Consider the following 24,681-nt stretch of genomic DNA (forward strand, 5'->3'; position numbering starts at 1 on the left):
CATCCATGCCACAAACCGTCCGCTGTCCCGCCATCCTCGTTGCCGCCCCGGCCTCCGGCCAGGGCAAGACGACGGTGGCCTGCGCGCTGGCACGGCTGCATACGCGCCAGGGGCGGCGCGTGCGGGTCTTCAAGTGCGGGCCGGATTTCCTGGACCCGTGCTGGCACGCCCTGGCCAGCGGCGCGCCGGTGTACCAGATGGACCTGTGGATGACCGGCGAGGCCGATTGCCGGGCGCGCCTGCATGAGGCCGCGCAGGAGGTGGACCTGATCATTGTGGAAGGCGTGATGGGCCTCTTTGACGGCGAGCCCAGCGCGGCCGACCTGGCGCAGCGCTTCGGCCTGCCGGTGCTGGCGGTGGTGGATGCCTCGGGCATGGTGGCGACCTTTGGCGCGCTGGCCTTCGGCCTGCAGCACTACCGCCCCCACATGCCCTGGGCCGGGGTGCTGGCCAACCGCGTGGCCAATGCGCGCCATGCGGCCATGCTGCAGGCCAGCGTGGCGCCCGAGCAGTGGCTGGGCGCGGTGCTGCGCGATGCCGCCATGAGCCTGCCCAAGCGCCACCTGGGCCTGACCGTGGCCGCCGAGGTGACGGATGCCATGGAGCGCCTGGATGCCGCGGCCGACGCGCTGGCCGACACGCCGCTGGGCCGGATGACGCTGGAGGATTTGCAGCGCTGGGCGGTGGACTTCGCGGCCCCCGAGACCCCTGCGCCCATAAATCTGGCGCTGAGCGGCAAGACGATTGCCGTCGCGCGCGACGCCGCCTTTTGTTTTATCTACGCCGCCAACCTCGACACCCTGCGCGCGCTGGGCGCCGAGCTGGTGTTTTTCTCGCCGCTGGCCGACGCGGCGCTGCCCGCCTGCGACGCGCTGTGGCTTCCCGGCGGCTACCCCGAGCTGCATGCGGAGACGATTGCCGCCAACACCGCGCTGCGGGACAGCCTGGTCGCGCACGTCGCTGCGGGCAAGCCCGTCTGGGCCGAGTGCGGCGGCATGATGGCGCTGTTTGACACCCTGGTCACGCTGGACGGCCGGCGCCATGCGCAGTGGGGCGTGCTGGCCGGTGAGGTGAGCATGCAAAAGCTGCTGGCCGGCCTGGGCCCGCAGCAGCTGCAACTGGCCGGCGGCACCTTGCGCGGCCATACCTTCCATTACTCGACCACGGCCACGCCTTTGCAGCCCGTGGGCCGTACCTCGCGGCCCGGCACTACCCCGGCGCCCGACGCGGGCGAGGCCGTGTGGCAGCATGGCGCGGTGCGCGCCAGTTATTTCCACGCCTGGTTTCCCTCCTGCCCCGAGGCCGTGGTGGAACTATTCAGCGCGCCTGCCGGAGTGCCCGCATGAGCGCCGACCTGCTGCATTTCAACCCCGGCCCGCAGCGCATCGTCTGCCTGACCGAGGAGACCACCGAGTGGCTCTACCTGCTGGGCCAGGAAGGGCGCATCGTGGGCATCTCGGGCTACACCGTGCGACCCAAACGCGCGCGCGACGAGAAGCCGCGCGTCAGCGCCTTCCTGAGCGCCAAGCTGGACAAGATCATGGAGCTGCAGCCCGACTGCGTGCTGGGCTTTTCGGACCTGCAGGCCGATATCGCGGCCGACCTGGTCAAACGCGGCGTGCAGGTCACCATCTTCAACCAGCGCAGCGTGGCCGAAATTTTTTCCATGCTGTTCCAGCTCGCGGCCATGGTGGGCGAAGCGGAGCAGGGCGCACGGCGCATCGCGCAGATGCAGGACGGCCTGCGCGTCATGCAGGCGGCCGTGGCGGCCAGGGTGGCCGCCGGCGCGCGCCGCCCCAAGGTGTTTTTTGAAGAGTGGGACAGCCCGCACATCAGCGCGATCCGCTGGGTGTCCGAGCTGCTGGGCATCGCCGGGGGCGACGATTGTTTCCCCGAACTGGCCGCGCAGTCTCTCGGCAAGAACCGCATCATCGCGGATGGCGCCGAGATCGTCCGCCGCAACCCCGACATCATCCTGGGCTCCTGGTGCGGCAAGAAATTCCGGCCCGAGAACGTGGTGGCGCGCGAGGGTTGGAGCGCCGTGAATGCCGTGCGCCACCAGCAGCTGTTTGAAATCAAATCCCCCGATATCCTGCAGCCCGGCCCGGCCGCGCTGACCGACGGCGTGGCCAAGATGCACCAGATCATCCTGCAGTGGATGGATGCGGACCAGTCCGGAGCGTTCAAGCCATGAGCGAATTGCACATCGCCCGCAGCGAACTGGTCCTGGGCGGCCAGAAAAGCGGCAAGTCGCGCCGGGCCGAATTGCTGGCTGGGCAGTGGCTCGCGCAGTCTCCCGGCCACCGTGCGGTCTTTATCGCCACCGCCAGGCCCTGGGACGAAGAGATGCGCGAACGTATACGCCGCCACCAGCAGGACCGCGCCGAGCGTCTGCCCGGCATGGCGACCGTGGAAGAGCCGGTTCAGCTGGCCCACGCCCTTGCCCGGCACAGCGCCGCCGACACCCTGGTCGTTGTCGATTGCCTGACGCTGTGGCTCACCAACCTGCTGATGCCCGCGCCGGGCCTGGAACTCAAGGACCCCGCCCAGGCCGCGCGTGAGCAGGCGGCCCTGCTGGCCAAGGCCGTCGCCTCCGCCCCCGGGCCACTGGTGCTGGTCGGCAATGAAATCGGCCTGGGCGTCATTCCCCTGGGCCGCGAAACCCGTGCCTTTGTCGATGCGCTGGGCCTGCTGAACCAGCAGGTGGCAGCCGCCTGCGAGCGTGTGACCCTGATGGCCGCCGGTCTGCCGCTGACCTTGAAAGCCCCTTTGTGAATTTTGTGAAACGCATCGCCTTTCTTTTGTTGCTGCTCAGCCTCGCCCTGGCTTCGCCCGCGCGCGCGCTGCAGCTGACCGACGACCGCGGCGCCACCATCACACTGGCCCGGGCGCCGCAGCGCATCGTCAGCCTGCTGCCTTCGCTGACCGAGACCGTCTGTGAGCTGGGCCGCTGCCAGAACCTGGTCGGGGTGGACCGTTATTCCAACTTCCCCGCCAGCGTGCAAAAGTTGCCCCAGGTCGGCGGCGGGCTGGACCCGAATATCGAGATGATCGTCGCGCTCAAACCCGATGTGGTGCTGCTGGCCACCTCTTCGCGCGCGGGCGACAGGCTGCGGGCCCTGGGCCTCAAGGTGGTGGCCCTGGAGCCCCGCAGCCATGCCGACGTGCAGCGCGTGATGCTCAAGCTGGGCCAGCTGCTCGAAGTGCCCGATGCCGCGCGCATCTGGCGCGCGGTCGACGCCGGCGTCTCGGCCGCGGCCCAGTCGCTGCCGCCCAGCATGCGCGGCACGCGGGTCTACTTCGAGGTCAACCAGGGCCCGTATGCGGCGGGGGAGTCGTCTTTCATCGGCGAGACGCTGGCGCGCCTGGGCGTCAAAAACATCGTGCCGGCCAGGCTCGGGCCCTTTCCCAAACTCAACCCCGAATACATAGTCCGCGCCAATCCCGACCTGATCATGGTCGGCCAGCGCAGCGCCGACGGCCTGCAGGCACGGCCCGGCTGGCAAGGCATGCGCGCGTTGCGCGAGCAGAGGGTTTGCATCTTCCCGACCGAAGAGGCCGATGTGCTGGTGCGCCCCGGCCCGCGCATGGCCGAGGGCGCGCGCCTGATGGCCCGCTGTTTAGCCGATAAAGCACCCAAGGGGGCCAAACCATGATGCAGGCCCGCGTGTGGTGGCTGGTCTGGGCCGGTGTGCTGGGCGCGCTGGCCCTGGTGGCGCTGGGCATCTGCGTGGGCAGCGCCGGGCTGGAGAACCTGATCGGGCCCTTGCTCAATCCCGCGCAGGATCCGCCGCAAACCGCGATGGCGCAGCAAATCATCTGGCAGATCCGCTTGCCGCGCACCCTGGGCGCCTGGGCTGCCGGCGCCTTGCTGGGCCTGGCCGGTGCGGTGGCGCAAGGCTTGTTCCGCAACCCGCTGGCCGATCCCTACCTGCTGGGCAGCGCCTCGGGCGCCTCGCTCGGTGTGGCACTGGCCTTGGCCGCCCTGGGCGGCGGCGCCGGCATGTTGGGAGGATCGGTAGGTGGAAGCATGATGAACGGCGGCGTGGCCGTCAGCGTCTTCTCCAGCAGCCTGTGGGTGCGCCTGGGCCTGACCGGCGCGGCCTTCCTGGGCGCGGTGTTCGCGGTGATGCTCACACTGGTGCTCTCGCGCGGCGTGGGCCATACCCTGCGCCTGCTGCTGGCCGGTGTGGTGGTGGGCGTGGTGCTGGGCGCCATGACACACCTGGTGCTGCTGTTTTCGCCCGAATCGCTGCAGGCCATGCAGGCCTTCATGCTGGGCTCGACCGCTTTTGTCGGTTGGACCTCGTGCGTCCTCATGGCCAGCGTCTGGGGCGTTTGTGTGCTGGCCGCCTGGCTGCTGGCACGCGTGCTCGACGGCCTGAGCCTGGGCGACGCCACGGCCGTCAGCCTGGGCCTGCCGGTGGCGCCCATGCGCGCGGCGCTGGTCGCGGTGCTGGCGCTGGCCACGGGCACCGCCGTGGCACAGACCGGGCTGATCGCTTTTGTCGGCCTGGCGGCGCCGCACCTGGTGCGCTCCGTGGTCAAGACCACCCATGCCCACCTGATGCTGCTGTCCAGCCTGATGGGCGGCGTGCTGCTGATGGCCGCCGACACATTGGCGCGCGGGCTGATGGCGCCGCAGGAGCTGCCCGTGGGCATGCTCACCGCGGTGCTGGGCGGCGGCTACCTGCTGTGGCTGATGCACCGCAGCAGCAGCCTGGGCGGAGGGCGCGCGGCATGAGCACGGTGACCCATCCCATCGCCCTTGGCGCGCAGTCCATCTCGGCCAGCCTGGGCCATGGCGTGCAAAGGCAGCAGGTGCTGCACGGCATAGACCTGGACATCGCCGCGGCACGCTGGACCAGCATCGTGGGCCCCAACGGCGCGGGCAAGTCCACCTTGCTCAAGGCACTGGCCGGCGTGCTGCCGCACAGCGGCAGCGTCGCGCTGCTGGGCCAGCCCCTGCAGCAGCTGCCGCATCGCGAGCGCGCCCGCCAGCTGGCCTGGCTGGGCCAGAATGAAACCTCTGCCGATGATTTGACCGTGTGGGACGTGGCCATGCTGGGCCGGCTGCCGCACCAGGCCTGGCTGGCGCCGCCCAGCGCGGCCGACCGTGCGGCGGTGGAGCAGGCCCTGCGCGCCACCCGCGCCTGGGACTGGTGCCAGCGCGCGCTGGGCCAGCTGTCGGGCGGCGAGCGCCAGCGCGTGCTGCTGGCCCGGGCCCTGGCGGTGCAGGCCCAGGTGCTGCTGATGGATGAGCCGCTGGCCAACCTGGACCCGCCGCACCAGGCCGACTGGCTGGACGTGGTGCGGGCCCTGGTGGCCGAGGGCAAGACCGTGGTCAGCGTGCTGCACGAGATCACCATGGCGCTGCAGGCTGACAGCCTGGTGGTGATGGCCGAAGGCCGCGTCACCCACCAGGGTCCCTGTGCCGACCTGGCGACCCACCGGGCCCTGGAAGATGTCTTCGACGGGCGCATTGCCGTCCACCCCTTGCAAGGGCAGTGGATCGCATTGCCCAAAGTTACCCAACCTCCCAAGAGGGCTCCCATGCAAATTGAAACCCCACCTTCGGCCACCCCCTACGAAAAACCCACCGGCGAGCGCCGCGGCCTGATCCTCATCAACACCGGCCACGGCAAGGGCAAAAGCACGGCGGCCTTCGGCCTGGCCTTGCGCGCCCACGGCCGCGGCAAGGCCGTCAAGGTCTACCAGTTCATGAAGGTGCCCAGCGCGCGTTTTGGCGAGCACCGGCTGTTCGAGCAACTGGGCATCCCGATTGAAGGCCTGGGCGACGGCTTCAGCTGGAAGAGCCGCGACCTGGAGCATTCGGCCCAGCTGGCGCTGGACGGCTGGGCCCGGGCCGAGGCCACCATACGCGCGGGCGAGCACTTCATGGTGGTGCTGGACGAAATCATGTACCCGCTGCGCTACGGCTGGGTTCCGCTGGAAGCCGTGCTGAGCTGCCTGCGCGAACGCCCGCCGCATGTGCATGTGGTGCTGACCGGCCGCAATGCGCCGGCCGAGCTGGTGGAGCTGGCGGATACGGTGACCGAAATGACGCTTATCAAACACCATTTCAAGGCGGGTGTACCCGCCCAACGCGGCATAGAGGATTAAGACCTTGTTCTCCTCCGCTTCCTATTCGGCCATGCGCCTGTTGCCTTCCGCGGCATCGCTGGCAACCCTGGGGCTGCTCTCAAGCCTGGCGGTGGCGCAGGGTGTGCAGCCGGTGTCACGCATTGTCACGCTGGCACCTTCGCTGACCGAGGCCGTGTGCGCGCTGGGCCACTGCGCGCAGCTGGTGGGCACGGACCGCCATTCGACCTGGCCCAATTCGGTGCAGGTGCTGCCCAAGGTGGGCGGCCTGGAAGACGCGCAGATCGAGCGCATCGTCACGCTGCGCCCGAATATGGTCCTGCTGGGCCCGCGCAGCCGCGCGGGTGAAAGGCTCAAAGCCCTGGGCGTGCCGGTCATGACCTTTGACGCGCGCACCCATGCCGACCTCAAACGCATGCTGCTCAAGCTGGGCGACACGCTGGGCGAGCCGGCGCGTGCCACTGAACTGCTGGCCCGCATGGAGGCCGAGCTTGACGCCGCGGCCGCCCGCATGCCCGCCGCCCTGCGCGGGCGCAGCGTGTATGTGGAAGTGGGGGCGGGCTCGTCCGCGGCCAGCGACAAAAGTTTTATCGGTGAGACCGTCGCCAGGCTGGGCCTGGTCAACGTGGTGAGCGGCGAGCTGGGCCTGTTCCCCCGCATCAACCCCGAGCTGCTGCTGCGCCGCCCGCCCGACATCATCATCGGCCCGCGCGCCACGCTCTCCAACCTGTCGGACCGCCCCGGCTGGAGCGCGCTGCCCGCGGTGCGTCAGCAGCAGCTGTGCCTGCTGGACACCGAGCGCATGGACCTGCTGTCGCGCCCCGGCCCGCGCCTGGGCGAGGCCGCGCAAATGCTGGTGGAGTGCCTGGCGGCGCTGCCGCCCCGTTAATTTTTTCAACCGAGACACATCATGCAAACCCGAAAAATTCCCGCCACCATCGTCACCGGCTTCCTGGGCAGCGGCAAGACCACGCTCTTGCGGCATCTGCTGGCCAATGCGCAGGGCCGCCGCATCGCGGTCATCGTCAACGAGTTCGGCGAGCTCGGCATAGACGGCGAACTGCTGCGCGGCTGCGGCATAGGCTGCGACGAGAACGGCGAAGAAAACGGCCAGCTTTATGAACTGGCCAACGGCTGCCTGTGTTGCACCGTGCAGGAAGAGTTCGCGCCGGTCATGGAAAAACTGGCCGCGCGCCGCGACCAGATCGACCACCTGATCATCGAGACCTCGGGCCTGGCCCTGCCCAAGCCGCTGGTGCAGGCTTTCCAGTGGCCCACGCTGCGCAACACCTTTACCGTCGATGCAGTGGTGACCGTGGTCGACGCACCCGCGGTCGCCGCCGGCGACTTTGCCGACGACCCGGTCGCCGTGGACGCCCAGCGCCGCGCCGACGACAACCTGGACCATGAGTCGCCGCTGCACGAGCTGTTTGAAGACCAGCTGGCCACGGCCGACCTGGTGGTGGTGCACAAGACCGACGGCTTGACGGCCGGGCAACTGGCCGGCGTGGAAACCGCGATCCGCGCCGAGACCGCGCCTGGTGTCAAGCTGGTGCAGGCCCAGCACGGCCGCATTGACATCGGCGTGCTGCTGGGCCTGGAGCGCGCGGTGGAAGACGTCATCGACCAGCGCAAGACCCACCACGACGAGGAAGAAGACCACGACCATGATGCTTTCGATTCGGTGCAGGTGGCGCTGGACGTGCCCGGCCGTGACGCGTTGCTGGCGGCGCTGCGCGGCGTGGTGGAGCGCCATGAAATTTACCGCGCCAAGGGCTTTGTGGCCTTGCCCGGTTCGGCCATGCGCCTGGTGGTGCAGGGCGTGGGCAGCCGTTTCGACAGCTACTTCGACCGACCCTGGCGCGACGGCGAAGCGCGGCAATCGCGGCTGGTGCTGATCGGCTCCGGGCTCAATGCCGCGGTGTTGCAGGCCGAACTGGGCGCGGCACTGGCGGCGCCTGTCGCGGCATAACGGCAAATAACACGCCATGCATCTGCTCTCCACCCGCCCCGGAGGCCACGTTGAAGACGGTGGCCAGGGTGTGGTGCGCGTGGAGCAGACGCCCGGCGACATTGTGGTGCTCAGCGCGGCCGACACCACGCTGTCCCTGCTGGCCGACGCGGCGCAGCAGCTGCCCGCAGGCTTTCCCGCGGTGCGCCTGGCCAACCTGATGTGGCTGCGCCAACCCGCCTCGGCCGATATGTATGTCGACGAGGTGCTGCGGCATGCGCGTGTGGTGGTGATAGACCACCTGGGGGCCGCCAGCGACTGGGCTTATGTGGTGGAACGGGTGCGCGAGCTGGCGAGTGCGCGCGGCCAGTGGCTGGCCCTGTTCTCGGGCGATGCCGCTGAAGACCTGCAACTGCTGCTGCGCAGCACCGCCCCGCATGAAGACTGCCGCGAGCTCTGGCGCTGCCTGCGCGAAGGCGGCCGCGACAACGCCCGCACATTTTTTGAGCTGATAGGCCATGCCGCCTTCGGCCTGGGCCCGCGTCCCGCGCCGCCCGAAGTGCTGCCGCCCGCCATGGTCTACCAGCCGCTGGAGAGTCCTCCTTGGCGGGACGGCGCCCCCGCGGCGCTGCTGGTGTTTTACCGCGCCCATCTGCAGGCCGGCAACACGGCAGTCTTTGATGCCATGCTGGCCGCACTGAGCGCTGAAGGCCTCAACACCGTGGCCGTGGCGGTCGATTCGCTCAAGAACCCGGCCAGCCTGGCGCTGCTGCGTTCGCTGGCCGCTGAACACGGCGTGGGCGTGGTGCTCAACGCCACCAGCTTTGCCATTACCGCACTCGACGGCGACGACGTGGACAGCGTGCTGGGTGCGCAGATGGAAGCCCTGGCCGGCGATGCCCCGGTGCTGCAGCTGATCACCGCGGGCTGCTCGCAGGAGCAGTGGCAGGCCGACCCGCACGGCCTGGCGCCGCGCGACCTTGCGATGCAGGTGGTGCTGCCCGAGGTGGACGGCCGCATAGGCACGCGCGCCATCAGCTTCAAAGGCCTGGCCTGGCGCTGCGAACGCACCGAGGTGGACGTGGTGCGCTACCAGCCCGAGCCTGAACGCATGGCTTTTGTGGCCGGGCTGGCGCGCCGCTGGTGCGCGCTGCAAAACAAACCCAACGAGACCAAGCGCGTGGCGCTGGTCCTGGCCAACTACCCCAACGACGACGCCCGACTGGCCAATGGCGTGGGCCTGGACACCCCGGCTTCCACCGTGGCCTTGCTGCGCGCCATGCGGGAGGCGGGCTACGCGACGGGCGAATTGCCCGAAGGCGGTGACGCCTTGATTGCCGCGCTGGTGGCCGGTGTCACCAACAACCTGGACGCCAACCCCATGCGTCCCGCCGGGCAAAGCCTGGCCATGGCGGACTACCTGCAGGATTTCCGCCGCCTGGATGCGGCCAGCCGTGATGCCGTCAACGCGCTATGGGGCCCGCCCGAACAGGACCCGATGGTGCGCGGCGGCCGTTTTATGGTCTCCGGCCATCGCTATGGCCATGTGTTTGTCGGCATACAGCCCGCACGCGGCCGCGACCTGGACCTGGTGGCGACTTACCACGATGCCGACTTGGTGCCCACGCACAACTACCTGGCCTTCTACTTCTGGCTGCGCCGCCAGTTCGCGGTGGATGCCGTGGTTCACGTGGGCAAACACGGCAACCTCGAATGGCTGCCCGGCAAAAGTGTGGCCTTGGGCGCGGCCTGCTGGCCCGATGCCATCCTGGGCCCGCTGCCGCACCTCTATCCTTTTATCGTCAACGACCCCGGCGAGGGCAGCCAGGCCAAGCGCCGCACGCAGGCCGTCATCATCGACCACCTGATGCCGGCGCTCACGCGCGCGGAGACCTACGGCCCGCTGCAAAAGCTGGAGCGGCAGATGGACGAGTACTACGAGGCCCTGTCGCTGGATCCGCGGCGCGCGCGGCGCCTGCGCGAGGACATCCTCGCGCATGTGCTCGCCGAAGGCCTGCATGCCGACCTGGGCTTTGCCAAACCCGCCGACGACGCGGGGCGCGAGGCGCTGCTGCAGCGGCTGGACGCTTACCTCTGCGAGATCAAGGAATCCCAGATCCGCGACGGCCTGCACATCCTGGGCGCATCGCCACAGGGCCGTCAGCAGGTCGACACGCTGGTGGCGCTGGCGCGGTTTCCGGGCGGCGCGGCCGCCGGCCAGCGCAGCCTGCTCGCGGCGCTGGCCCAGGACCTGAAACTGGAGGGCGTGGACGGCTTTAACGCACTGAGCCCCGAGTGGGCCGCGCCCTGGAACGGCCCACGCCCCGCCTTGCTGCAGGCGCAAAGCGAGGAGGCCTGGCGCCATGCCGGCCACACACGCGAGCGCCTGGAGTTGCTGGCCCGCCAGCTGGTAGCCGGCCATGTGGTGGCCGGTGCGGCATGGGATGAAGCCGCCTGGCCGCAGGGCACGCCGGTGCTGCGGCGCATGCGCGAGGTGCTGCGCCCGCGCCTGGACGCCTGCGGCCCACAGGAGATTGCCCAGTGCCTGCGCGGCCTGGCCGGCCGTTTTGTGCCGGCCGGCCCCAGCGGCGCGCCGTCTCGCGGCCGGCCCGACGTGCTGCCCACGGGGCGCAACTTTTATTCGGTGGACACGCGCGCCGTGCCCACGCAGACCGCCTATGCCATGGGCGCGGCGGCCGCCGAACGTGTGGTCGAGCGCCACCTGCAGGACCACGGCGAGATGCTGCGCTGCCTGGGCCTGTCGGTCTGGGGCACCAGCACCATGCGCACCGGCGGCGAGGACATCGCCCAGGCCTTTGCCTTGCTGGGCGTGCGGCCCAAGTGGGCCGAGGGCAGCAGCCGTGTGGTGGACATCGAAGTGCTGCCCATGGCCATGAAGCACCGGCCGCGTGTGGACGTGACCTTGCGTGTGTCGGGTTTCTTCCGCGACGCCTTTCCCAATGTGATAGACCTGTTCGACACCGCGGTGCGGGCCGTGGCCGCGATCAGCGAAGAGGACGAACCCGACGAGGTCAATCCGATCCGCGCCCGTGTGCGGCGCGAAGCGCTGGAGGCGCAGGCCAGGGGCCTGAATGCCGAGGCGGCCGAACGCGAAGCCAGCTGGCGCGTGTTCGGCCCGCGCCCCGGCGGCTACGGCGCCGGACTGCAGGAAGTCATGGCCAGCGGCCGCTGGAATGATGGCGCCGACCTGGCCCAGGCCTATCTGCGCGCCGGCGCTTTTGCCTACGGCCAGGGCGGGCATGGCGTGGCCGCGCGCGGCAGTTTTGAACAGCGCCTGGCCGGCCTGGACGCCGTGCTGCACAACCAGGACAACCGCGAGCACGATGTGCTCGATTCGGACGACTACTACCAGTTCCAGGGCGGCATGGCGGTGGCCGTCGAGGCCCTGACCGGCGAGCCCGCCGCGCTGTACCACGGCGATTTCAGCGTGCCCGGCGCGCCGCGCATACGCACGCTGGGCGAGGAAGTGGCGCGCGTGGTGCGCGCGCGCGCCGTCAACCCCAAGTGGCTGGAAGGCGTGCGCCGCCACGGCTACAAGGGCGCGTTCGAGATGGCGGCCACGGTGGACTACCTGTTCGCCTTTGACGCCACCACCGGCGTGGTGGGCGACCACCAGTACGCGCTGGTGGCCCAGGCCTATCTGCACGACGACACCAACCGCGAATTTCTGCGGCAGCACAACCCGCTGGCCTTGCGCAGCATCGGCGAGCGCCTGCTCGAGGCCATGCGGCGCGGCCTCTGGGAAGCACCGGGTGAGCACCGCGACCGCATTGAAGAGCATTTGCTGGCGCTGGAGCGCCGGCTTGAAGAACACGGAGAAGGACCCCTGGCATGAACCATCCTGAACTGAGCATTCCCGTCGAGCCCGCCGAGCGCGCGGCCTTTCCGTTTACCGCGCTGGTGGGCCAGCCGCAACTGCAGCGCGCGCTGCAGCTCGCGGCCATAGACCCGGGCATAGGCGGTGTGCTGATCAGCGGCCCGCGCGGCACGGCCAAATCCACCGCGGCGCGCGCGCTGGCGGCGCTCTTGCCCGGCGCACCCTTTGTCACCTTGCCGCTGGCCGCCAGCCTGGAGCAGCTGGTGGGCACGCTCAATGTGGAAGATGTTCTGCGCGACGGCCGGGTGCGCCTGGCGCCTGGCCTCCTGGCGCGCGCCCACGGCGGCGTGCTCTATGTGGACGAGGTCAACCTGCTGCCCGACGCGCTGGTCGACGCCTTGCTGGATGCGGCCGCCAGCGGCGTGAACACGGTGGAGCGCGACGGCATTTCGCGCCAGCATGCCGCGCGTTTTGTGCTCGTGGGCACCATGAACCCGGAGGAGGGCGAACTGCGCCCGCAGCTGCTGGACCGCTTCGGCCTGTCGCTGGTGCTGGCCAACCCGGTGGACGCCGCACAGCGCACCGCCATCCTGCGCGCGCGCCTGGGCTTTGACGAAGATCCCGCCGCCCTGGCGCAGCAACATGCGCAGGAGCAGGCCGCCTTGAGCGCCGCGCTGGTGGCCGCCCGCGCCGCGCTACCGAGCCTGGCCTGGTCCGACGAGGTGCTGCAGCATGCGGCGGCTTGCGCGATCGCCGCCGGTGTGGACGGCATGCGCGCCGACCTGGTGATGCTGCGCGCCGCGCGCGCGCTGGCGGCGCTGCAAGGGCGCGGCGAAGTCACGCCGGCCGATGTGGATGCGGTGGCCGAATTGGCGCTGGCGCACCGCCGACCCGAGGGCCGTGCGGCCCAGCCGCCCGGTGCAAGCGGCCAGGCGCCACAAACCCCGCAAGCCCCCGAGCGCCCGCAAGAAAAGCCGCCTGCGGCATCCGTACCGCAAGGCGACTGGGGCGCGCTGCCGGCCCAGCCCGAAGGCACGGCCAAGGTCCAGGCGATCGCGGGGTGGCCGCCAAAAAAAGCCTAGGCCACCGCAGCCGCCGCCCGCGCAAAGGGACCGGCAGCTGGCGGTGGCCTCCCTCGCACACGCCTCTCACAACAGCCGCGACGCCCGCTGCCCGGCAGCGCAGCGCCGCCATCGCCTGGCTGCCCACGGTTGTGGCCAAGGGGCAGTCGCCGCTCAAGCGCGAGCACCTGCGCCGCCAGCCCGTGGCGCTGCGCCCCAGCCGGCTGCATTGCATCGTGCTCGACACCTCGGGCTCCATGCGCCGGCACGGCCGCCTGGCCCTGGCCAAGGGCCATGCCGCGTTCATGATCGAGCAGGCCGCGCGCCTGGGCGACGAGGTGGCGCTGCTGCGCTTTGGCGGGCAGGGCGTGGAACTGCTGCTGCCGCCCGGCCCCGCGCGTGCCGCCGGCAGCCAGCGCCTGCGCCCCGTGGGCGGCGGCGGCGGCACGCCGCTGGCCGAGGCCCTGGCGCAGGCCGGCCGCCTGTTGCAGCGCAGGCTTCAGCGCAACGGTCCCATCGAATGCTGGCTGTGGCTGCTGACCGATGGCCGCACGCTGGAGCAGCCGCTGGCGCCGGCCGCGCAGCATCTGGTGATCGTGGACTTTGACGATGCCAGTAAACCCCTGGGCCGCTGCGCCGCCTGGGCGGCCCGCTGGGGCGCGGAGCACCACCTGGCGCTGCCCGCCGCATAAACCCTCCATTCACTTTGACCGAATCCCACACCGATGCCCGATACCGAAATCATTGTCTGCACCACCTGCCGCCCGGCTGGCGCATCGCGCGAGCTGCCCGCCCATGGCCTGGCGCTGTTCGAAGCCGTGCAGGAGGCGCTGCTGGTCTGCGAGCCGGGCACCGGGCTGCACAAGGGCCTGCAGCTGCGCGGCCTGGCCTGCATGAGCGGCTGCTCGCGCGCCTGCACCGTGACGCTGCAGGCGCAGGGCAAATTCAGCTATTACTTCGGCGACCTGGTCCCCGACGCCGAAACCGCGGCCCAGGTGATTGCCTGCGCGCAATTGCACAAGCACAGTGCCGACGGCAACCTGGCGCGCAACACGCGGCCCGAGCGCCTGCGCGGCGGCATACTCGCGCGGCTGCCCCCCGTCGGCCTGGGCTCGACATGACGGCCCGAATCCATTACGTTTGCATCCATCAAGTTTCTTTTTTCACCCACCCCAAGGAGATCGCCATGACCGAACCGACAACGCTGACCCACAGCCCTTCCGACGTCCTGAACCCCGGCCTGACCGTGCTGCGCCCGCTGCTGGGCGCCGCCGCGCTCGGCCTGGTCGTCCTGTACGGCGTGGCTTTTGCCGAAAGCCCGCTGGCCCACAACGCCGCGCACGACGTGCGCCACATCACCGTCAAACCCTGCCATTGAGCAGCCCCCGGGAGACATCCATGATTTTTCAACGACTGATCTGGGCGGCGCTGGCCACCGCGGTGGTGGTGGGCAGCCTGCAAACCGGCGTGCAGCGCTGGCAGGCCGCTCCGCTGATTCTGGCGGCCGAGGTGTACGAGGAACAAAAGGCCGAGGCACCCAAGCCCGCCGAAGCGCCCGCGGCCCACGTGCACGCCGCGGGCACCGCCCCGCATGAACATGAACATCCGCAAGGTGCCGCCAAGGAATGGGAGCCCGCCAACGGCGCCGAGCGCACCGGCTGGACCTGGGTGGCCAATATGCTGCACGCCTTTAGCATGGCGCTGCTGCTGTTCGCCGTCATGGGCGTGTGGCTCTACCGGCGCGGCGCCGCGGTGGCCTCGCTGCGCCTGGCCGGCGTGGTGGCGGCGGCCGGCTGGCTGAGCTTTCATTTCTGGCCCTCGCTGGGCCTGCATGCGGAAGTGCCCGGCATGGAAGCCGCACCCCTGCAGGCCCGCCAGCTCTGGTGGGTGCTGGCGGTGGCCAGCGCGTCCGGCGCCTGCGCCGTGGCCGGTTTCTCGCGCGCGTCCTGGCGTTGGCTGGTGGCCGCGGCCCTGCTGGCGCTGCCTTTTGTGGTGGGCGCGCCCAAGCTGCAGGGCGATGCCCTGGCCGGCTTCGGCCCTGAAGCCCACGCCGCGCTCGAACAGCTGGGTGCGCAGTTCATCTGGGCCACCACCTGGGTGTCCCTGTCGTTCTGGGTGAGCCTGGGGCTGGCGGGCGGATGGGCTTTCCAGCGCTGGGTGCGCCCGGCTTTGCTGGCGGCGCTGCAGCGCGCCGATGCGCCCGCCGTGGTCGCCGTGCAAGCTCCGCAGTGAGTGCTCCGGCGGGTTCTGTGTCCACCGTCGGGGCGGGCCCGGTCGATCCGGCCGTGCCCGCTCACGCCTTTAGCGCCGCCGAGCAGCAAGCGGTGTACCGGGCCATCCACGAGCGGCGCGACATGCGCCACTTCAGCGGCGGCACGGTGGCCGACGAGCTGCTGCAGCGCCTGCTGTCGGCCGCGCACCATGCGCCCAGCGTGGGCTTCATGCAGCCCTGGCGTTTTATCCGTGTGCGCAGCCGGCCCCTGCGCGAGGGCGTGCATGCGCTGGTTGAGCAGGAACGTGTGCTCACGGCCAAAGCCCTGGGCGAGCGCGAAGACGAGTTCATGAAACTCAAGGTACAGGGCGTGCTGGACGCCGCCGAGGTGCTGGTGGTGGCCCTTCCGCCGGGCCGCGAGCAGCATGTGTTCGGCCGCCGCACCCTGCCCGAGATGGACCTGGCCTCGGCGGCCTGCGCCATCCAGAACCTCTGGCTTGCGGCCCGTGCCGAAGGGCTGGGCATGGGCTGGGTGTCCATCTTTGATCCGCAACAGCTCGCCGCGCTTTTGCGCATGCCCGAAGGCAGCAAGCCGGTGGCCGTGCTGTGCCTGGGGCCGGTGCAGGCCTTTTACGAGCAGCCCATGCTGCAGGCCGAAAAGTGGGCGCGCCGCGCGCCGCTGGCCGACATGGTGTTTGAGGACCTTTGGGGTGCCGCGCCTTCTTCCCCAGAAGCGCCATGATGGCCTGGACCGGCCTCTACCTTTTGCACAGCCTGCCTTATGTCGCCGGCTGCATGGTGCTGGCCCTGGGCCTGGCGCTGTGGATAGACAAGTACATGGGCGAGCCGCCTTCGCCCGTCCATCCGGTGGTCTGGATGGGAAATTACCTCAAGGCCTGCGGCAGCGTGACGGTGCGCCGCGCGCCGCCGGCGGCATTTGTGCTGGGCGCGCTGGCCTGGTGGCTGGGCGCGGCCCTGGTGGGCGCCATCGCCTGGGGCGCGCAGGCGCTGGTGTTCTGGCAACTGGCCGGTTATGCCGCGGCGCCGGCCTGGCAGGCCGCCATCGACACCGCGCTGCTGGTGGTGCTGATGGCCTGGCTGCTCAAGTGCATGCTGTCCTGGCGCATGCTGCGCGAAGAGGTCGGCGCGGTGGAACTGGCGCTGGGCCAGTCGCTGGAGGCCGGGCGCGAGCGCCTCTCGTGGCTGGTGAGCCGCGACACTACGCAACTCAGTGCCAGCCAGGTGCGCGAAAGCGCGATTGAATCGCTGGCCGAAAACCTCAACGACTCGGTGGTCGCGCCCATCTTCTGGTTTGTGCTGCTGGGCCTGCCGGGGGCCGCCGTCTACCGCTTTGCCAACACCGCCGATGCCATGTGGGGTTACCGCGGCATTTACCGGGGCAAGAACTGGGAGTGGGCCGGCAAATGGGCCGCGCGCGCGGACGATGTGCTGTCCTGGCTGCCGGCGCGCCTCACGGCTTTGCTGCTGGCGCTGGCGGCACGCGGCCTGCCTTTTCACGCCTTGTGCCGCGAAGCGCGCAGGACGCCTTCGCCCAACAGCGGCTGGCCCATGGCGGCCATGGCGCTGGCGCTCGGTGTTTCGCTGGGCAAGCCGGGCGTCTACATATTAAATCCCCGGGGACGGCCGCCCGAGGCGGCGGACACCGCGCTGGCCCAGGGCCTGGCCGCCCAGGCGGTGTTTGCGCAGGTCTTTCTTGCCATGGCGGCGATGCTGCTGGTGGCGATGGCGGCGGCATGAGCGCCAAGCCCTCTCGGATCCATGGCGGGCCCGACGGCCTGGGTGTGCCGCTGCATGATTTTTCGACCAACAGCAATGCCTGCGGGCCATGCCCCGCGGCGCTGGCCGCCGTGCGGCAGGCCGACGCCACGCGTTATCCCGATGCCGGCTACACCGCCTTGCGCGCGCGGCTCGCGGCCTTTCATGGGGTGGGCCAGGCGCGTGTGCTGCCGGCCGCGAGCGCCAGCGAATTTATCTTTCGCATCACGGCCCTGGCGGCGGGGCAGGGCGCGCGTGCTGTCTGGCTGCCGCCCCTCAGTTATGGCGATTACGCGCAGGCGGCTGCCGCGCATGGCCTTGCCATCACCAGCAAGCCCGGCAATGCGCAACTGCTCTGGGCCTGTGAGCCTTCCAGTCCGCTCGGGGCTGCGCAGGATGGTTTGAGCGCGCTGGCCGATGGCCGCCAGGAACAGGCGTTGCTGGTGCTGGACCGTGCTTACGAACCCTTGCGGCTCAGCGCCGCGCCCACATTAACGAAGTGGCAACTCGACAGCGTCTGGCAGCTCTGGACACCCAACAAGGCGCTGGGCCTGACGGGCGTGCGCGCGGCCTACGCGATTGCGCCACTGGAGCAAGAGGGCAGCGCCGCCGCACTGGAGCAACTGTGCCCCTCCTGGCCCGTGGGTGCGCATGGCGAGGCCATGCTGCAGGCCTGGGTCGGTCATGAGGCGCAGGACTGGCTGGCTGCCAGCCTCAAGACTTTGCGCGAATGGAAGGCCAGGCAAATCGCCGTCTGCGAATCCCTGGGCTGGCACTGCCTGCCCAGCGAGGCGAATTTTTTCTGCGCGCAGCCGGCCTTGCCTGAGGGCTTGGGCCTGCAAGAGGCGCTGGCCGCGCTGCGCATCCAGGGCATCAAGCTGCGCGACACCACCTCCTTTGGCCTGCCTGGCCATGTGCGCCTGGGCGTGCAGCCGCCCGCTGTGCAGGATGCGCTGCACAATGCATGGCAACAACTCTCTTCTCAAACCCGTTCATGAGCGCAAAAAGTGTGATGGTGCTGGGCACCACCAGCGGCGCCGGCAAAAGCTGGCTGACCACCGCGCTGTGCCGTTACTACGCGCGCCAGGGGCTCAAGGTCGCGCCCTTCAAGGCGCAGAACATGAGCAATAACGCCAGGGTGGTGTCTAAAGGTGAAATCGGCAGCGCCCAATACTTCCAGGCGCTCGCGGCCAGGGCCGTGCCAGACGTGCGTATGAATCCGCTGCTGCTCAAGCCCGAAAAAGACACCCAAAGCCAGGTCGTGCTGATGGGCCAGGTCAATGCCGAGCTCTCGCGCATGGAGTGGCGCGGCCGCAGCGCCTCGGTCTGGCCCGTGGTTTCGCAGGCGCTTGACGAATTGATCGCCGAGAACGATGTGGTGGTGATGGAGGGCGCGGGCTCGCCCGCCGAGATCAACCTCAAGGCCAGCGACATCGTCAATATGCGCGCGGCCCAGCATGCCCATGCATCCTGCTTGCTGGTGACCGATATAGACCGCGGCGGTGCCTTTGCGCACCTCTACGGCACCTGGGCCATGCTGGACGAAGCGGAGCGAAAACTCATCAAGGGTTTTGTGCTCAACAAATTCAGGGGCGACGCCAAACTGCTGGCGCCCGGACCGCAGATGCTGCGGGACATGACAGGCATTCCCACGGTCGCGACGCTGCCGATGTGGTGGCAGCACGGCCTGCCCGAAGAAGACGGTGTGTTTGATGACCGCAGTGTGGCCAGCGGCGCTGTGACCCGAACCGTTGCGGTGATTGCCTATCCGCGCATCAGCAACCTCGACGAATTCCAGCCGCTCAAAAACGTGCCCGGCCTGCGCCTCAAGTGGGTGCGCAGCCCGGCCGATCTTATGGGCGCCGATTGGGTCATATTGCCCGGCTCCAAACACACCAGCGGTGACCTGGCCTGGCTGCGCGCCCAGGGGCTGGACCAGGCCGTGGCCGCGCACGCGGGGCGCGGCGGCGCCGTGCTGGGCATTTGCGGCGGCCTGCAGATGCTGGGCGAGGCGCTGATAGACCCGCACGGCATAGACGGCAATGCGCCCGGCCTGGGCCTGCTGCCGGTGGTCACGGTGTTTGACGAAGCCAAGACCGTGCGGCACCGGCAGGCCGCTTTCACGCCGCTGCGCGGGCTGTGGGCCGGCTTGTCGGGTGTGGGTGTGCAGGGTTATGAAATCCACCACGGCCAGACCGCGCCGCATTCGGCCATGGCGGCGGCCGGTGATATCGCGCATGCGGTGATGCCCGAAGGCCTGGCCTGGCAGAACCAGGCCGGCAATGTGCTGGGCCTGTACCTGCACGGCATGTTCGAGGACCCGCGCGTACTGCAAGCCTTGTTCGGTGCGGCCGTGCCCACGCTGGACTCGGTGTTTGAGGGGCTGGCCGACTACATCGCCGGGCATTTCGCGCCCGGCGTCTTGCAGTCACTGATCATCGACCGCTGATCACTGCACCCGCTTGAGCGGCCCGAAGCAGGCCTCGAGTGACGCGGCCTTGCAGACGATGAACTGGTCCTGTTTGGGGCTGAACTGGATAAAACGAATCACGCTTTCGTCACCGTCCGCATGCAGGTCGCCCGAGCAGTCGCGCTTGCCGTTGCTGCTGGTCACGGTTTCGGTCAGCGGGTAAAAGCCCGTCGTTGTGGGCTTGGCCGGCACCTGGTAGTCGCCCTGGGTGACTTCCTCACCGCTGGTGCCCAGGCGCCTGCCGTCGGTGCGGTATTGCCAGGTTTCGGTGCAGGTCTTGCCGGGCAGGGTCCAGCTCCAGGTGCCCACAATCGGATGGGCTGTGGCGGGGCCAGGGCTGGCAGGCTGGGCCTGCGCGAAGGCGCAGCACAGCAGGGCGGAAAGAATGCATGATCGCAAAAAAAGGTTCATGGCGGCGTGTGGGCTCCAAAGGCTATTCCGCGATTATGAAGACGCGGTGTAAAGCGCCGGCGGGCCGTGCAGCCAAAGCCCTTGCCCGCTACGGGCGTTTTTCCGGCAGCCTCAGCGTCAGCGTGGTGCCCGCGGCCGAGGAGTGCAGCAAGAGCTCCGCGCCTATGGCCTGGGCGCGGCGCTGCTGGTTGGCCAGGCCCTTGCCGCCGCCGGCCAGCGCCTCGCTGATGGAAAAGCCGCCGCCGTTGTCGGCGATGATGACGCTGACATAACCGTCTTCGGCGCCCGTCATCACCCTGATCTGCGTGGCGCGGGTGTGCTTGAGGGTGTTGGTGAAGGCCTCCTGCAGGATGCGCAGTATGTGCAGCGCGTTGCGCGGGTTCAGCCAGTCCAGCGGCGGCACGTCGGAAACCTCCCAGCGCAGCGAGATGCCGGCGCCCGCCAGGCGTGGGCCCAGGCGAAAGCGCAGCGTGGCCAGCAGGAGCAGCAAATCGGCCTCGACCGGCTCCATCGAATCTATGGTCAGCTTGAGGTCGTCTATGCAGCCCTTGAGGACCTCGGCCACCTCGGCCTCGCCGAGCCTGCCTCCCTCGACCACGCGCAGCGCGCTGACCAGCGAGGAGCCCAGGCCGTCGTGCATGTCCTGCGTGAGGCGCTGGCGCTCCTGGCTCAGCAGCTCGCGCTGCTCGACCTCGCGTAGCCTCTCGTAACTCGCTGCGAGTTCGGTCTCGCGGTTCTTGAGGCTTTCTTCCAGCCCGGTATTGAGCTGCTCCACGGTGGCCAGGGCGCCCACATACTGGCGGAACATGATCACCACAAACACGCCGAACAGCAGCATGGCCGCGTAAGGCGTGAGGTAGTAGCTTTCCAGGTCGACCACGTACTTGAGGCGGGCCCAGTCGTAGACGCCGAACACATAGTTGACCAAAAAGGCGGTCGACAGCATCTTCGCGTCCAGCGAGCGGCTGCGCCATGAATGCCACAGCCCGATGACCGCGATGACCGTGGCCATGCTGATCAGCAGCAGGTGGGCATAGGGCCGCAGCGCCAGCAGGCTGGGGAAGACGGAGGCAAAGGGCAGCGTGACGATGGAAAACACCACAGCCATCGCCAGCATCACGCGGCTGGTCCGGGGCATGGCGCGGCCGTGCAGGAACTGCAGGAAATAGTGGGTGACCAGCGACTGCCACATCAAGGCATTGAGGGTCAGCCAGATAAACCAGGCGTCGCTGACGATGAGTTTTTCGGGGCCCAGCTGGAAATGCCAGCGGCGCGTGGCGTTCAGCACCGCCATGGCGAACAGGTAAAGGCTGGCGGGCTGGCGGCGCACCACCCAGACCGCCAGCGAAAACAGCCCCACTGCGAGGAAGGCCGCGCTGCACATAAAGGGCAGCTGGTTGGCCAGCCAGTCGCGCCTGCCGGCCATTTCGACCAGGCTGTCGGAGTCTCCCGCATAGAAGGAAGAAATCCCGGCCTCGGGCGAGGGCAGGCTGTCCAGGCGTATCAACAGGGTTTTCGGCGGCGGGCTGTCGGCGGTCAGGTTCAGCGGCAGCAGCAGCGCGGGGTGGCTGAAGAGGTTCCAGACCGGGCTGCCGGTGGAGCGGTAGCGCAGCCGGCCGTCGGCATACACCGCGATCTGGCCGGCCGCGAGCCAGCGTATCAGGTAGAAATGCTGGGGGCCCTTGCTGCCTTGCAGCTCATCGAGGTGTATGCGCAGCCAGGTGGTGACCACCGGCCGTTTGCCGGTGTCCGAAGCCGCCGGTGTTTCAATCACGCGCGGCAATGCCACCTGTGTCCAGCTTCCGGGCAGGGCGCTGTCGTCGACCGTGGCCGCCAGCGGCTTGAAGCTTGCCGCTTCTTCACGCAGCATCTCGGCCTGGGTGTAGTGCGCGACAGTCCCCGCGGCCCAGGCGGCGGGGCCGCAGGCCAGCAGCCAGGCGCACAGCAACAGCCAGCGAAGCATGCCCCCGCGCACCTCAGGCCGCCAGAATGCCCTGGTTCCTGGCTTCATAAATCGCTTCGGCTCGCGAATTCACATTGAGCTTGCTGTAAATGCGCCGCACATAGGTCTGCACCGTGTGCTGCGACACCTGCATCAGGCGGGCGATCTCATCGGCGGTAAAGCCTTTGGTGATCAGCTCCAGCACTTCCTTTTCGCGGCTGGACAGCACGGCCTGCTCGCCGGCGGCTGGGGCCGGCGCGGCTGCCGGCACCACCGGAGGCGCGGCACGAAAGCGCATCAGGATCTGCCGGGCGATCAGCGGGCTGATCGGGCTGCCGCCGCCGTGCAGGCTGCGGATCTCGTGCAGCATGTTCTCGGGCTCGCTGTCTTTGAGCAGGTAGCCCGATGCGCCGGCTTCTATGGACTGCAGCACATGCGCTTCGTCGCCGAAGGCCGTGCACACCATCACCGCGCAGGTCGGCCATTGCGCGTGCGCCGCGCGTATCACGTCGATGCCCGAGCCGTCGGGCAGGCCCAGGTCCACCAGCAGCACATCGGCGGGCGCGTTTTGCAGGGACTGCAGGCCCTGCGCGCGCGTGCTGGCCAGGCTCATCAGGCGTATGTCGGGCGAAGCCGTGATGGCGGTCACGATGGCGTTCTGGAAAAGGACGTCATCCTCCACGAGCGCCACGTGGATCGGGGACGGGCTTGGGCTGGGCTGCATGTCGGTTCCTGCGTTGGCGCATGCCTTATGCATGCATGGACGTGCTACCCGCGGGACGGGAAGCGGACGGCCGGAAATATTGCCATTGTGCTTCAAGGGCGGGCCATTGCGTGTCCCCATATCTAGGGACAGTTTGGATGCCGTGCGGTGCGGAATTCCGGCCTTGTCGCCGGAAAGAGGGATAACAGCGTATCGGCGGATGACGGTGTTAACGCTTTTGTTGCAATCGGCGGAATCACATGGTTGCGGGGCGCTTTTCCGGCAGGCGCAAGGTTAGCCGTGTGCCGGCTGCCGATGATTCAAACGCCACATCACCGCCTATGGCCTGCGCGCGGCGTCGCTGGTTGGCCAGGCCCTTGCCGCCGTTGCCTGGCGCTTCCTCCACCGCAAAGCCCTTGCCGTTGTCGGTGATGCCGACGCACACCCAGCCGTCGCCCGCGGCGGTGGTTACGCGTATTTCGCTGGCCTGGGCGTGCTTGAGGATGTTGGCGAAAGCCTCCTGCAGGATGCGCAAAATGTGCAGCGCGCTTGAAGGGTCCAGCCAGTCCAGCGCGGGGAGTTCCTGAACTTCCCAGAGCAGCGTGATGCCGGTGCCTTCCAGCCGGGGCTCGAGCCGGAAACGCAGTGTGGCCAGCAGCAGCAACAGGTCGGCTTCAACCGGCTCCATCGAGTCGATGGCGAGCTTCAGGTCGTCCATGCAGTCCTTGAGGGTCTGCTTCACGCGTTCGTCGCTCATGCCGCCGACTTCGACGGAGCGGATGGCGCTGATCAGCGTCGAGCCCAAGCCGTCGTGCATGTCCTGCATCATGCGCTGGCGTTCGTGGCTCAGCATCTGCTGCTGGGCGATCTCGCGCAGGCTGCGGTGGCTGGCTTCAAGTTCGGCTTCGCGCACCCGCAGGCGCTCGGCCAGGCTGGCGTTGACCTGCTCGACCTCCGCAATGGCGCCGGTGTAACGGCGGTACATCACGTAACCGAAGACGCTGAAGGTGATCGCGTTGGTATGCGGGCCCAGATACCAGTTTTCGGGGCTGATGAAATTGTTCTGTACCAACCAGTCGGTCGCGCTGAAGAGCGTGGCCAGCACCGTCCCGATGGCCACTACCATGGCGTCGCGCGAGCGCCCCCAGGCGTTGACGATGCCCGCCATGCTGACGCTCACGCCCATCAGTGCGGCCACCACGTACAGCATGGGCGTGGTCCTCGGCGTGTTGGGCAGGGCCGGCCACAGGGGCAGGGTCAGCAGGGCCATCAGCACGGACGCGGTAATCAGTGCCCGCGTCAGCCACAGTTGCCGGCGTCGGTGCAGCAGGCCGATTGAAAAGTGCACCACCGTGACCAGCCAGAACAGCGAGTTGACGGTGAACCAGGCAAACCAGTCGTTGGCAATCGGGAAGTTCACATAAAAATGCAGGCCCCGGATGAAGGACATGGCCGCCAACACAAAAAACAGCAGGTAGCCCGGCTCATGCCGGCGCCGCAGCCACACCAGCAAGGCGAAGATGCCGACCGCGAGGAAAGCCGAGCTGAACATGCCCGGCAATTCCTGCTGCAGCCATTGGCGGCCGTGGTAGCGCCAGCTGATGGCATCCACCGGGCCCAGCCACAGTGACGACAGCGCCACCTGCGTCGCAGCCGTGTGCTCGATGCGCAGCGTGATCTCGCGCGGCGGGCGGCCATCGGGTGATTTCTCCAGCAGCACCCACAGCGGCGTGTGCGGGCTGTTCCATAACGGGCCTTGCTGCTGTGCGGTGTGTATCAGGTGACCGTCGGCGTACACCGCGAGGGTGCCGTCGGTGCGCACGCGGGCCGCATACAGCGCCAGCGGCGCGGACGATGCCGGGACCGGCGGCACGGTCAGTCGAAACCAGCTGGTGCGTGTGACGGGTGTCACGCCGGCGGATGCTGCAGCCCGGGCCTGTCCCAGCACCGAGACGGGCAAGGCGTGCGGCAGCGCAACGGGCTGCCAGTGGTCCAGCAGGGTTTGGCCGTCCAGGGTGAGCGGTGGCGAGGTGAAGCCCGCATCGGTTTGCACCTGCCAGTCAGCCTCGGTGAGATGCAGGGCCGCCGCGCTGGGGGAAGCACCCGCGCGGGTGTCCGCAGAGTCGCAGGCGACAAGACCCGTCAGCACCGCGGCTGCTGCCAGCAGCGCTACGCGGGGCAAAAAACGCAGGAGCCGGTGGTAATAAAAGGGCAT

General features: G+C 68.9%; 22 protein-coding genes and 1 pseudogene. 19 read left to right on the forward strand and 4 right to left on the reverse strand.

Annotated features, from left to right (window positions below; all coding sequences use genetic code 11):
• The first annotated feature begins 5 nt into the window (after positions 1–5).
• The 19 genes and pseudogenes from ACEN9P_RS20865 (at position 6) to ACEN9P_RS20955 (ending at position 19,389) form a co-directional block, all read left to right on the forward strand.
• A complete protein-coding gene (locus ACEN9P_RS20865) occupies positions 6–1,346 on the forward strand; it encodes a cobyrinic acid a,c-diamide synthase CobB (RefSeq protein ID WP_495620338.1) in 1,341 nt (446 codons plus the stop codon).
• On the forward strand, positions 1,343–2,194 hold the full coding sequence (locus ACEN9P_RS20870) for an ABC transporter substrate-binding protein (protein WP_495620339.1): 852 nt from the start codon (positions 1,343–1,345) through the stop codon (positions 2,192–2,194). Before ACEN9P_RS20865 ends, ACEN9P_RS20870 begins: the two co-directional genes overlap by 4 nt.
• Complete coding sequence (gene cobU / locus ACEN9P_RS20875; protein ID WP_495620340.1) at positions 2,191–2,775, forward strand: bifunctional adenosylcobinamide kinase/adenosylcobinamide-phosphate guanylyltransferase; 585 nt, start codon at positions 2,191–2,193, stop codon at positions 2,773–2,775. The genes ACEN9P_RS20870 and cobU overlap by 4 nt, the downstream gene beginning before the upstream one ends.
• A gap of 5 nt (positions 2,776–2,780) precedes the next feature.
• Positions 2,781–3,656, forward strand: coding sequence for an ABC transporter substrate-binding protein (locus ACEN9P_RS20880; RefSeq protein ID WP_495622208.1), 876 nt, complete (start codon positions 2,781–2,783; stop codon positions 3,654–3,656).
• Entirely contained in the window at positions 3,653–4,744 is a 1,092-nt protein-coding gene (locus ACEN9P_RS20885) for a FecCD family ABC transporter permease (RefSeq protein WP_495620341.1), read from the forward strand. The genes ACEN9P_RS20880 and ACEN9P_RS20885 overlap by 4 nt, the downstream gene beginning before the upstream one ends.
• Positions 4,741–5,526: pseudogene (locus ACEN9P_RS20890) on the forward strand (ABC transporter ATP-binding protein); the annotation flags it as partial. The gene ACEN9P_RS20885 and the pseudogene ACEN9P_RS20890, both read left to right, overlap by 4 nt.
• 27 nt (positions 5,527–5,553) lie before the next feature.
• A complete protein-coding gene (gene cobO / locus ACEN9P_RS20895; RefSeq protein WP_495622209.1) occupies positions 5,554–6,123 on the forward strand; it encodes a cob(I)yrinic acid a,c-diamide adenosyltransferase in 570 nt (189 codons plus the stop codon).
• A gap of 4 nt (positions 6,124–6,127) precedes the next feature.
• Positions 6,128–6,991: an ABC transporter substrate-binding protein gene (locus ACEN9P_RS20900; RefSeq protein ID WP_495620342.1), complete on the forward strand. Its 864-nt coding sequence runs from the start codon at positions 6,128–6,130 to the stop codon at positions 6,989–6,991.
• Positions 6,992–7,012: 21 nt separating this feature from the next.
• Entirely contained in the window at positions 7,013–8,074 is a 1,062-nt protein-coding gene (cobW, locus tag ACEN9P_RS20905) for a cobalamin biosynthesis protein CobW (RefSeq protein ID WP_495620343.1), read from the forward strand.
• Positions 8,075–8,090: 16 nt separating this feature from the next.
• Positions 8,091–11,909, forward strand: a complete 3,819-nt coding sequence (gene cobN / locus ACEN9P_RS20910) for a cobaltochelatase subunit CobN (protein WP_495620344.1) — start codon at positions 8,091–8,093, stop codon at positions 11,907–11,909.
• Positions 11,906–12,973, forward strand: a complete 1,068-nt coding sequence (locus ACEN9P_RS20915; RefSeq protein ID WP_495620345.1) for a magnesium chelatase ATPase subunit I — start codon at positions 11,906–11,908, stop codon at positions 12,971–12,973. Before cobN ends, ACEN9P_RS20915 begins: the two co-directional genes overlap by 4 nt.
• A complete protein-coding gene (locus tag ACEN9P_RS20920) occupies positions 12,952–13,644 on the forward strand; it encodes a vWA domain-containing protein (RefSeq protein WP_495620346.1) in 693 nt (230 codons plus the stop codon). Before ACEN9P_RS20915 ends, ACEN9P_RS20920 begins: the two co-directional genes overlap by 22 nt.
• A 33-nt stretch (positions 13,645–13,677) precedes the next feature.
• A complete protein-coding gene (locus tag ACEN9P_RS20925; protein ID WP_495620347.1) occupies positions 13,678–14,073 on the forward strand; it encodes a DUF1636 family protein in 396 nt (131 codons plus the stop codon).
• Between the two features lie 65 nt (positions 14,074–14,138).
• Positions 14,139–14,330, forward strand: coding sequence for a CbtB domain-containing protein (locus ACEN9P_RS20930; RefSeq protein WP_495620348.1), 192 nt, complete (start codon positions 14,139–14,141; stop codon positions 14,328–14,330).
• 20 nt (positions 14,331–14,350) lie between these two features.
• Positions 14,351–15,184: a CbtA family protein gene (locus ACEN9P_RS20935; protein ID WP_495620349.1), complete on the forward strand. Its 834-nt coding sequence runs from the start codon at positions 14,351–14,353 to the stop codon at positions 15,182–15,184.
• Between the two features lie 53 nt (positions 15,185–15,237).
• On the forward strand, positions 15,238–15,906 hold the full coding sequence (gene bluB, locus ACEN9P_RS20940; RefSeq protein WP_495620350.1) for a 5,6-dimethylbenzimidazole synthase: 669 nt from the start codon (positions 15,238–15,240) through the stop codon (positions 15,904–15,906).
• Complete coding sequence (gene cbiB, locus ACEN9P_RS20945; protein ID WP_495620351.1) at positions 15,903–16,922, forward strand: adenosylcobinamide-phosphate synthase CbiB; 1,020 nt, start codon at positions 15,903–15,905, stop codon at positions 16,920–16,922. Before bluB ends, cbiB begins: the two co-directional genes overlap by 4 nt.
• Complete coding sequence (locus tag ACEN9P_RS20950) at positions 16,919–17,938, forward strand: aminotransferase class I/II-fold pyridoxal phosphate-dependent enzyme (RefSeq protein WP_495620352.1); 1,020 nt, start codon at positions 16,919–16,921, stop codon at positions 17,936–17,938. The genes cbiB and ACEN9P_RS20950 overlap by 4 nt, the downstream gene beginning before the upstream one ends.
• Entirely contained in the window at positions 17,935–19,389 is a 1,455-nt protein-coding gene (locus tag ACEN9P_RS20955; RefSeq protein ID WP_495620353.1) for a cobyric acid synthase, read from the forward strand. The genes ACEN9P_RS20950 and ACEN9P_RS20955 overlap by 4 nt, the downstream gene beginning before the upstream one ends.
• Here the strand turns inward: ACEN9P_RS20955 and ACEN9P_RS20960 are convergent, their stop codons facing one another.
• The 4 genes from ACEN9P_RS20960 to ACEN9P_RS20975 form a co-directional block, all read right to left on the reverse strand.
• Positions 19,390–19,821 (reverse strand): hypothetical protein, encoded by a 432-nt coding sequence (locus tag ACEN9P_RS20960; RefSeq protein ID WP_495620354.1) that lies wholly within the window; start codon positions 19,819–19,821, stop codon positions 19,390–19,392. It abuts the gene before it with no gap.
• Between the two features lie 88 nt (positions 19,822–19,909).
• Entirely contained in the window at positions 19,910–21,784 is a 1,875-nt protein-coding gene (locus tag ACEN9P_RS20965; RefSeq protein ID WP_495620355.1) for a sensor histidine kinase, read from the reverse strand.
• Between the two features lie 13 nt (positions 21,785–21,797).
• A complete protein-coding gene (locus ACEN9P_RS20970; RefSeq protein ID WP_495620356.1) occupies positions 21,798–22,487 on the reverse strand; it encodes a response regulator transcription factor in 690 nt (229 codons plus the stop codon).
• 235 nt (positions 22,488–22,722) lie between these two features.
• Positions 22,723–24,681, reverse strand: a complete 1,959-nt coding sequence (locus ACEN9P_RS20975) for a sensor histidine kinase (protein ID WP_495622210.1) — start codon at positions 24,679–24,681, stop codon at positions 22,723–22,725.

The sequence above is a fragment of the Polaromonas sp. Polasp52 genome, assembly GCF_059491565.1.